Source organism: Rhodococcus sp. C3V (assembly GCF_029269915.1).
GTDB lineage: Bacteria > Actinomycetota > Actinomycetes > Mycobacteriales > Mycobacteriaceae > Rhodococcus_F > Rhodococcus_F qingshengii.
The window spans coordinates 285,827-294,838 of record NZ_JARJBE010000009.1; the positions used below are offsets into that span (position 1 = coordinate 285,827).

Genomic DNA, 9,012 nt, shown 5'->3' on the forward strand with positions numbered 1-9,012 from the left:
GTCCGTCAGAAATTGCTGCGCGGACGCACCGCATTCGCCCGGTCCACGAGGGCGTAGCGGTGCGTGCGGGAGGTCGTGGCGCGAGCGAGGGCGCGAAGGCAGGCTTCGGCTCCGGTGCGCAGACCTTGCTCGGTGAAGGGCAGGTCGAGGATGGGTTCGAGTTCGGTGTGCGAGCGATTGCCGTAGCGAATCCAATCGAGTGCCGTGCCCAACACCAGGGTTCGCATCTGCAGGCTTCGGCTCTCTTCAGCAGGTAGCGCCCGAACACGACGGGCGGCTTCCCGCAGAGTCGATTCGTCGAGTTCGGCGATCGGAACGCCGGACAGCATCGTCAGAGCGCTGGACATCCGTGCGACGTTGTAGTGCCGGGAAGACGTGGGTACTTCGTCGAGGGCGGCGATGGCTGCCTTCTTGTTGCCGTGATCGGCGAGTTGTCGGGCGAGCCCGAATGCTGCGCTCACGTAGTTTCGTTCGGTCCGCCAGACGGTGCGGTAGTACTTCTCGGAGAAGCGGCACCATTGGTCCGGGTCGTCGCTCTCCCAGTGCTGGAGAATCAGTTCTGCCGTCGCTGCCAACGCCAGCTTGGGGGCAGCCTCGCCGGGCAGTGCGGTGAGAACTGCCTCGAAGTGACTGAAAGCGGGCTCGAATCGGTCCAGTTGTAACGCCGCAAGTCCTCGATACCACTCGATCTTCCAGTGGTCCCCGATGTTCTGCTGGAGTTCGCCCAGAACTGTCAGTGCGGTTTCCGGATCACCGAGATCGAGATGAGCCTTGGCCTCGGCCAGTCGAACTTCGCCCGAGACGGCGGCCGCCGGTGTGCCCGATGTTCGGTCGATTCCGTTCTCGCGGGCGTGTTTCAACGCATCGAGGGTCTGCGACGGTTCGCTGTGCACCGCTGCCGCCAGCAACGGCGCGCTGGGATCGGTGGGGTCGACCAACGGAATGGGAAGTGCGTGCGCAACTTCGCGCGGATCGAGAGCGGCGTCGTGGCTGACACCGTCCACGTACACATCGGTTTGCCCGACCAATTCATCGGTGCCGAAAGACGTTCGCTGCCTGCTGAACACGAGCGAGAGTCCGGGATTCTCCTGCCCGGTCTGCTCGGCGAGGATTTCTCGCAGAACGCCGGTGAGTTGTCCCGCGATTTCCTCGGCGGACTGGAATCGCTTCTTCGGATCCGGGTCGGTGGCGCGTAGCAGTAGACGGTGAAAGAACTCGTGGTCGCGCAGTAGTGGCTCGTCCTCCGGTTCGGGAAGGCCGTCGAGGTACCGTCCGTGCTTCGAGGGCATGTCGAGGGTGAGAACCGCGAGTGTTCTTCCGACGGTGAAGATGTCGGAGGCGATGGTCGGACCGGTCTCGATGATCTCGGGTGCTTGATAGCCGGCGGTACCGTACAGGTACCCGTAGTCTTCGATTCCGGACACGGCGCCGAGATCGATCAGCTTCAACTGATCCTCGGTGACCATCACGTTCTCGGGTTTGAGGTCGTTGTAGGCCAGGCCGGTAGAATGCAGATAGCTCAGCGCCGGAAGGATTTCCAGTACGTAGCCGATTGCCTGCTCGATCGGCATGTGCTTGCCGTCCGGGAATTCGGCCAGCACCTCGCGCAATGATCGCCCACCCACGTACTCCATGACGATGTACCCCATGGGTGTGCCGTCCGGGCGCGGATGCTCGACGAAGTTGAAGATCTTGACGATGCTGGGGTTGGCGACCTCGGCGAGGAACTGACGCTCGGCCACCGCAACGGCTTGCGCTTCGGAATCACCGAAATGCAAGAGCCCCTTGAGAACTACCCACCTGTCGCTGACATTGCGATCGATCGCGAGGTAGATCCATCCCAGGCCGCCGTGCGCGATGGGCCCTTGAACCTCGTACTGACCGGACACCAATTCGCCCTCTTCGAGGAGTGGACGGAAGTCGAAAGTGGAACCGCACTTGGGGCAGGTGCCGTGCTGAGTTGCCTTGGTGCTTGCGCTCTTACGACCGACTGGTTCGTTGCATTTCCAACAGAACCGTTTCCGCTCGGGGACGGTCGGGTCACTCATCACCGCAGATGCGGGGTCGATCTGCGGGACGGGGGGAACCTCGACCAGGCCGCCGCCGAGACGTAGCTTTCGCCCCGACCGGCTGCGGCGGGATCGAGTGGAGCGGCCGGTCGGGGAGGAGGATGCGGAGGGCGTGGTACCCCGTATCCGCGCTGAAGTCGGCTCGAGACGCTCGTAGGCGCCGGTGGCTTCGGGCTCGGGCCGCTCGTAGGCGCCGGTGGCTTCGGGTTCGGGACGCATGGAAGCCTGCGTGGCGTCGGGCTCGGGGCCGGTTTCTTCGGTCATGTCAGCCTCAATCCCGGTAGACGGCCGGCGGGGGACCGGGCGAAGGACCGAGGACGCTGAGCCAGCGGTCGTAGATACGGTTCCAGGTCCCGTCGCTCCGGATCCGATCCAGTGTTCCGTTGACGAATCGGACCAAGTCGGGGTTGTCCTTGTTCACTCCGATTCCGTACGGTTCGACGCCCAGTGAGCCACCGACCATCATCAGATACGGGTCTTGCGAGGCGAGGCCCGCGAGGATCGTGTCGTCGGTGCTGATCGCGTCCACCTGCCCCTGCTGGAGGACGACGAGGCAGTCGGACCACATCGGGACGGTGACGACGGTGGCTTCGGGTTGGAGTTGCTGGATTCGAGTCGCCGAGGTCGTTCCCCGGGCAGCGCAGACCCGCTTGCCTGCGAGGTCGTCGATGCCGCGGACGGATGACCCCTGCAAGACCTGAATTCGTTGTTCAGCGGAGAAGTACTGCGTCGAGAAGTCGACCTTCTCGCGCCGCTCGCACGTGATGGTCATGGTCTTGACGACCACGTCGACCATCGATTCCTGGAGTGCGGCGATCCGATCGTCCGACGTCAGGATTCGGTACTCGATCTTCTCCGGGTCACCGAGCAGATCTCGGGCGATTTCGCGGGCGATGTCCACGTCGAAACCCTCGAGGCGCCCGGTGGCCGGATCGCGAAAGCTCATGAGGTTGGAACCGGTGTCCAGGCCCACGATCAGCCGCCCGCGGGCGCGGATGGCGTCGAGGCTCGGCGTGGGTGGCTGCGGAGATGCGTCTGCGGGGGTGGGCCGCAGGCTCGCGGTGAGGTTGGTGCACGACGCGGTAGTCGTCGGTGTCGGGCTGGGAGCGATGGTGGCCTCGGCCGGCAGCGGCGGTTCCGTGTACGACGTGGCGCCTGCGTTGTCCAAGTCTTCGGCTCGATCCGCACCGCAACCGGCGAGCATCAGCATGGCCGCTGCCAGAACCGCGACACATACGGCCGGGCTCTTCCTCCGCATCACCGGTACTCCCGTCACTGATACTCCCGCAGTCGAGGCCAGAATCCGATGAAGATTCCGGCAACTCCGAGAACTGCCAATACAGACATGCCCGGTGCAGAGGCAGCCAACACCCGGGAGGCGTACGAGACGTCGGACCGAAGATTCGTGCGCGAATCCACGATTCCCTGCCAGAGTTCGTGATCGAGCTTTCCGTACTCCGCGGCCGAATCCTGTTCTCCGGCGCCGATGGTGATGGCTGCGGCGGACGTGAAGTCGCCGTTTCCGAGACGGTCGTACATGCGCGTGTGCGCAGCCACCCACTGCTGGCGCGAGTCGAGTGCGGCGGTCAGCACTTCGCTGTTCACTCGGGCGCGTTCGTCGCTTTGCAGGCCCTCGAGGATGTCCCGCAGAGCATCGACCTTGCGGGTGAACGTCACGTTGTCCTCGGCGGTCGAATCCCGCCTCGCCAGCGTGAGGGTTTCCACGGTGCGTGCTTGCTGCGCCATGATTCGTGCCTCGGTCAGTTCGTGCAGTGGCTCGGCCCCGGCGTCGAGCGCGCGCCCGGTGGCCAGTGCGGAGACCAGTCCGACCGTGAGCAGCCACAGCAGAGCTGCAGCGACCGCCAGCGAGGCAAGGATCAACCCGAGATTGAAGCGTCGGCGACTCTTGCGGGAGAAGTACATCTGTGTCGCCACCAGCGCGCACAGCACGAAGACGAACGCCACGATCGGCCACCACGGTGGAGTCTCGAAATCGCGCTGTACTTGGGAGACCAGCGTCTCCTGCGAGGCGTGCAGTTGCTGGGCCATCGGCAGCAGCGAGGTCTGCATCAACTGCGAGGCCTCGCTCAAATATGCTGCCCCGACCGGGTTTCCGACGCGATTGTTCGCCCGTGCAGTTTCGACCAGCCCGGTGTAGACGGAGAGGTCGGTCGAGATGGTGGTCAACGCGCTGTGACCGGCAAGATCGGTCGAGTCGAGACCGGCCGACGCCTGGACGATCTCCGCAGAGGCCTCACCGATCGACTGCGTGTATCGGTCGCGGACTTCGGCGGGTTCGAGGCCGCCGGAGATGAAGGCGGTGGCCGCGGCGGCGTCTGCCAAGGACAACGCACTGTAGAGATTCTGGGCCGAGTTGGCGAGAGGCTCGGTTTCGACGAGGAGGAGGTCGAGGTTCGCCTGGCGGTTCTCGATCGCTGCGGTGGCGAGGAGTCCGGCGATCAAAGTGATCGCGATCAGGATCAGTCCGACGACGGTCAACCGGCCAGGCGTCGAGGACATGAAGGCCTGCAGTTCGCGCCGCAGAAGTGCCTGCTCGTCCTCCGCCGACACTGATGTGGCCTCGGAGGGCGGCAGCGACCGGGGTTCGATGGACGGGACGACACGGTCGACCATCGAGCACCTCACTTCGCTGTAGGCGGGCTACCGAGAAATGATGCCGCCGAGAAATGATTCAGGGCATCTTCGCGAGCATATAAGCATCACCTACACCTGGAGCAGATTGAAACGGTTAGTGTGGGACAACGGCGAGAGCAGGCGGAGCGAGGTAGTCGATGCGTGGTGACGGTGACGGTTGGTCCATCGGATCGGACGGTACTCGGCATTGGGGTAAACACGGAGCCGCAGGACTGCTTCTGCGTGCCCCCGATTCGGACGGATCACCCATGGTCTTGCTGCAGCATCGTGCGGCGTGGAGCCATCAGGGCGGAACGTGGGCACTGCCCGGCGGAGCGCGGGACTCACACGAGAGCACGACGCACGCTGCCGTCCGGGAAGCACACGAAGAAGCAGGTATCGCCGAGGACGCCGTCCGTGTCCGCGGGGAAGTAGTGACGATGCGCGCCGAGAGCGGGTGGACTTACACCACCGTCGTGGCTGACGCGGCGCATCCACTGTCGACGGTTGCCAATGGTGAGAGCACCGAGTTGCGGTGGGTACGCGAAGCCGACGTCGACTCACTGCCGCTGCATCCGGGCTTCGGTTCCTCATGGCCCGACCTCCGGACCGAGCCTGTTGTGGCCGTGGACGGCGATCCGCACACCGTCGTGCTCGAGGACGGCGGATTCGGATGGTTGTCGGGTAGTTCCCACCAAGGCAGTGAGCAGTCAGGCAGTGACCAGAACCTGTCCGAGGCGTCGAGTACGCAGTCGTAGCACTCGAGTCTTCACAGTTCATACACAGCAGAAGGGCCGGACTCCGCGGGAGTCCGGCCCTTCGGTGTTTCGGTCGTCGACCGAAACGAGGCTCAGCTGAGCGAGTTCAGCGCCGTGATGAAGCTGACCGCGGTGATACCGAGCTTGAGCAGCTCGCTGATCTTGCCGAGGTTCAGGTCTTCGAGCGATTCGGTGCTGAGCGAGCCGGTGTCGAGGGATCCCATTTAGTGCTCCTAGGTTCAGTTAGTAACTGGAGGTAAACTACAACAAACCGAATGGGATGTGACACGCAATCGAAGCAACTGTGAGCAAGATCACTTAATCCGACTTTTCGGACATCCAATCGCACCTAGGAACTGGGAGTTTGTTGTCTGATCGGACAACTTCCGTTCACAATTCGAGTCAGGCGTGCTGACCCGTAACTGTGCGGAAATCGCCCGGCAAACACTTGACGAACGCCAGTTACCGGCTTTCAGCGCCCAGCGACGGCTGCGGCGAGGCGTTGCGCGGCCGCCTGGGGATCCGATGCTTGCGTGATTGCACGCACGACGACGATGCGCGTGGCGCCGGCATCGAGCAGCTCTGGCAGACGTTCCTCGTCGATGCCGCCGATCGCGAACCAGGGCCGCGGCGGTGCGGCGTCGGCGGTCGATCGAACCAGTTCCAAACCGGACGCACTTCGATTCGGTTTGGTCGGTGTCGCCCAGACCGGCCCGGTACAGAAGTAGTCGACGCCCTCTTCGATGGCGGCTAGACTCGCCTGCGCGCGACTGCTCGTCGAACGGCCGATGACTACGTCTTCACCGACAACGGTTCGCGCGTAGGGGACGGGAATGTCGTTCTGGCCGAGGTGGAGGATGTCGGCGCCGGAAGCCATCGCGAGATCCGCGCGATCGTTGACGGCCAACAATGCGCCGTGGCGTCGCGCTGCGGTCGCGAGAATGCCCAGCGCCACCAGTTCGTCCTTGGCCTCGAGCGGGCCGAACTCGCGCTCACCGGCAGAGCCTTTGTCACGCAATTGGATGATGTCGACTCCGCCGGACAATGCTGCCTCGGCGAACTGCGCGAGGTCGCCTTTCTCGCGGCGCGCGTCGGTGCACAGGTACAGCCGTGCTGCTGCCAGGCGCTCGCGCCGGTCGATGTCGTTACTGGGATGTGTGGGGTGCACGGAGCAAACGGTAGCCTCTAGGGAGCAAGGTTCGACACGGGAGTCCTGAAACGTCGTCGTCACTTTTTGTCGTGACTGCGAGGTTCGTAGGGCTGAGAGGGGATCGCGACCAGATCCCGACCGTCAGACCTGACCCGGATCATGCCGGCGCAGGAAGTGGAGGTGGAGTTTCGTGAGTACACACGCTCGTACGGTGTCGGTTGTCGGCGGCGGTGTCATCGGTCTCGCTATCGCGTGGCGAGCAGCCCGCGACGGGTGGGCCGTTCGGTTGTACGACCCGTCCATTGGATCAGGTGCTTCGTGGGTGGCGGGCGGAATGCTTGCCCCGCTTTCCGAAGGCTGGCCGGGTGAAGAAACCGCGTTGACAATCGGTGCAGCGTCCCTGGAACGGTGGCCGACGTTCGGTGAGGAGCTCGGAAAATTCGGGCAATCGGTCTTCACCGCGGACAGCTCGCTGACGGTTGCACTCGACGCTGCCGACGCGCAGGACCTGCAGACCATCGCCGAGTGGGTGAGCTCGCAGGGGCACGAACTCGAAGTTCTCGGTCGCGCGCGCATCCGTGAACTCGAACCGATGCTGGGCCGGGGCATCCGGTCGGGGTTGATGGCTGTCGGTGAGTCCGCCGTCGACAACAGACTTCTGCTGGCGGCGTTGCAGAAGGCCTGTGCGGAATCCGGCGTCGAATTGATCGCGCGGGCCGTCGACGACCTCGCCGAACTCGATACCGATCAGATAGTGCTCACCGCCGGTATCGCGTCACCCAAGCTGTGGCCCGGGCTACCGGTACGCCCGGTCAAGGGCGAAATCCTTCGCTTGCGCAGTAGGCCTGGAGTCACCCCGGCGCCCAGCCGCACCATCCGCGGAAGCGTCCACGGGCGGCCCGCCTACCTCGTCCCGCGCGGTGACGGAATCGTCGTCGGCGCAACACAATACGAGTCTGGTGAGGACACACAGGTCACGATGGCCGGAGTACGGGACCTGATCAACGACGCCGAGGCACTGATGCCGGCGATCGGCGAATACGAACTGTACGAGTGCGCGGCAGGTCTGCGTCCCATGACGCCGGACAACCTGCCGTTGATCGGGCGCGTGTCCGATCGTGTTGTCGTCTCCACCGGGCACGGCCGCAACGGAGTCCTGCTGACGCCCGTCACCGCCGATGCGACGGTCGCGTTGCTGAACGGCACATCTTTGGTCGAGGTAAAAGGAACCGAACCCGAGCGGTTCGCAGTAGCTAAGGAAAATTCATGAGTGAGCAGGTCCCGATCGGGATCACCGTCAACGGCGAAGATCTCGAGTTCGATCGAGCAGTCACGGTGACCGAACTTCTGACGCACCTCGAGTTGCCGAGCAAAGGCATCGCCGTCGCCGTCGACGGTGCGCTCTTTCCTCGCGGGCGTTGGGACGAATCCGTCGGACGTGGTTGGGAAATCGAGATCCTCACGGCGGTGCAGGGTGGCTGAGCAGGACCTTCTCACTATCGCGGGCCGCAGTTTCGGTTCCCGGCTCATCACGGGGACAGGCGGCGCCGCCAACCTTGCGGTGCTCGAGGAAGCGCTTGTCGCCTCCGGTACCGAACTGACCACCGTCGCGATGCGGCGAGTCGACGCGGCAGGCGGCACCGGCGTTCTGGACCTGCTTCGTCGCCTCGGAATCGAACCGTTGCCGAACACCGCCGGGTGTCGGGGCGCCGCCGAAGCGGTCCTGACGGCGCAGTTGGCACGCGAAGCGCTCGAGACGAACTGGGTCAAACTCGAAGTCATCGCCGACGAGCGGACTCTGCTGCCCGACGCAATCGAACTCGTCTCCGCCGCAGAACAATTGGTGGACGACGGATTCACCGTCCTGCCGTACACGACGGACGATCCGGTGCTGGCGCTTCGCCTCGAAGAGGTCGGCTGCGCGGCAGTCATGCCGCTCGGTTCACCCATCGGGACAGGGCTGGGTATCGCGAATCCGCACAACATCGAGATGATCGTCGAGCGCGCCGGTGTGCCCGTCATCCTCGACGCCGGAATCGGAACGGCCAGCGACGCCACCCTTGCCATGGAGTTGGGCTGCGACGCCGTCCTGCTTGCGACAGCGGTGACGCGGGCCAAGAATCCCGCGTTGATGGCGTCGGCGATGCGGCACGCAGTGGTAGCAGGTTTCGAAGCGCGTCACGCCGGCCGGATTCCCAAGCGGTTCTGGGCCCAAGCATCGTCCTGACGGACCATTTCCGGGTGTTTTCTCAGGGTTATGCCCGGATTGTCCGGCTTCGTGTCCTACCTGAGTACCACTCGGAACTAGACCTGTGGCCGATGTGCTGGTCATTGCCGGTAGGGCAAAGTTCTCCTCATGATTGAACTGAGGGGATTGACCAAGGTTTACGGACCGACGAAA

The 9,012-nt window shown here is 64.1% G+C and carries 9 protein-coding genes and 1 riboswitch; of the genes, 4 read left to right on the forward strand and 5 right to left on the reverse strand.

What is annotated here, in order from left to right; translation table 11 throughout:
- Nucleotides 1-5 precede the first annotated feature (5 nt).
- Genes P3G66_RS23440 through P3G66_RS23450 form a run of 3 tightly spaced genes read right to left on the reverse strand, consistent with a single transcriptional unit; the run spans nt 6 to nt 4,703 of the window.
- On the reverse strand, nt 6-2,333 hold the full coding sequence (locus P3G66_RS23440) for a serine/threonine-protein kinase (protein WP_276117161.1): 2,328 nt from the start codon (nt 2,331-2,333) through the stop codon (nt 6-8).
- A gap of 7 nt (nt 2,334-2,340) precedes the next feature.
- Nucleotides 2,341-3,327 (reverse strand): glutamate ABC transporter substrate-binding protein, encoded by a 987-nt coding sequence (locus P3G66_RS23445; protein WP_042925914.1) that lies wholly within the window; start codon nt 3,325-3,327, stop codon nt 2,341-2,343.
- A 14-nt stretch (nt 3,328-3,341) separates the two neighbouring features.
- Complete coding sequence (locus P3G66_RS23450; RefSeq protein WP_042452116.1) at nt 3,342-4,703, reverse strand: hypothetical protein; 1,362 nt, start codon at nt 4,701-4,703, stop codon at nt 3,342-3,344.
- Nucleotides 4,704-4,861: 158 nt separating this feature from the next.
- Between P3G66_RS23450 and P3G66_RS23455 the strand changes: the two genes are divergently transcribed.
- Nucleotides 4,862-5,461 carry an NUDIX hydrolase gene (locus P3G66_RS23455; RefSeq protein WP_042925897.1) on the forward strand — a complete coding sequence of 200 codons (600 nt, stop codon included), beginning with the start codon at nt 4,862-4,864 and terminating at the stop codon, nt 5,459-5,461.
- 92 nt (nt 5,462-5,553) lie between these two features.
- Here P3G66_RS23455 and P3G66_RS23460 read toward each other — a convergent pair whose 3' ends face one another.
- Both P3G66_RS23460 and thiE read right to left on the reverse strand, forming a co-directional pair.
- A complete protein-coding gene (locus tag P3G66_RS23460; protein WP_003944354.1) occupies nt 5,554-5,685 on the reverse strand; it encodes a hypothetical protein in 132 nt (43 codons plus the stop codon).
- A gap of 248 nt (nt 5,686-5,933) precedes the next feature.
- Nucleotides 5,934-6,629, reverse strand: coding sequence for a thiamine phosphate synthase (gene thiE, locus P3G66_RS23465; protein ID WP_003944422.1), 696 nt, complete (start codon nt 6,627-6,629; stop codon nt 5,934-5,936).
- Nucleotides 6,630-6,655: 26 nt separating this feature from the next.
- A riboswitch (TPP riboswitch) is annotated at nt 6,656-6,802 on the forward strand.
- Here thiE and thiO point away from each other — a divergent pair.
- The 3 genes from thiO (at nt 6,802) to P3G66_RS23480 (ending at nt 8,838) form a co-directional block, all read left to right on the forward strand.
- On the forward strand, nt 6,802-7,881 hold the full coding sequence (thiO, locus tag P3G66_RS23470) for a glycine oxidase ThiO (RefSeq protein WP_003944311.1): 1,080 nt from the start codon (nt 6,802-6,804) through the stop codon (nt 7,879-7,881). (Overlaps the previous riboswitch by 1 nt.)
- Nucleotides 7,878-8,093 (forward strand): sulfur carrier protein ThiS, encoded by a 216-nt coding sequence (gene thiS, locus P3G66_RS23475; RefSeq protein ID WP_003944402.1) that lies wholly within the window; start codon nt 7,878-7,880, stop codon nt 8,091-8,093. The genes thiO and thiS overlap by 4 nt, the downstream gene beginning before the upstream one ends.
- Nucleotides 8,086-8,838, forward strand: coding sequence for a thiazole synthase (locus P3G66_RS23480; RefSeq protein ID WP_007726857.1), 753 nt, complete (start codon nt 8,086-8,088; stop codon nt 8,836-8,838). Before thiS ends, P3G66_RS23480 begins: the two co-directional genes overlap by 8 nt.
- Nucleotides 8,839-9,012: the final 174 nt, after the last annotated feature.

Excerpts from the sequence above, each read along its gene's own strand:
- P3G66_RS23440 (WP_276117161.1), bottom strand. The coding sequence starts at position 2,333 with ATGACCGAAGAAACCGGCCCCGAGCCCGACGCCACGCAGGCTTCCATG.
- P3G66_RS23445 (WP_042925914.1), bottom strand. The coding sequence starts at position 3,327 with ATGCGGAGGAAGAGCCCGGCCGTATGTGTCGCGGTTCTGGCAGCGGCC.
- P3G66_RS23450 (WP_042452116.1), bottom strand. The coding sequence starts at position 4,703 with ATGGTCGACCGTGTCGTCCCGTCCATCGAACCCCGGTCGCTGCCGCCC.
- P3G66_RS23455 (WP_042925897.1), top strand. The coding sequence starts at position 4,862 with ATGCGTGGTGACGGTGACGGTTGGTCCATCGGATCGGACGGTACTCGG.
- P3G66_RS23460 (WP_003944354.1), bottom strand. The coding sequence starts at position 5,685 with ATGGGATCCCTCGACACCGGCTCGCTCAGCACCGAATCGCTCGAAGAC.
- thiS (WP_003944402.1), top strand. The coding sequence starts at position 7,878 with ATGAGTGAGCAGGTCCCGATCGGGATCACCGTCAACGGCGAAGATCTC.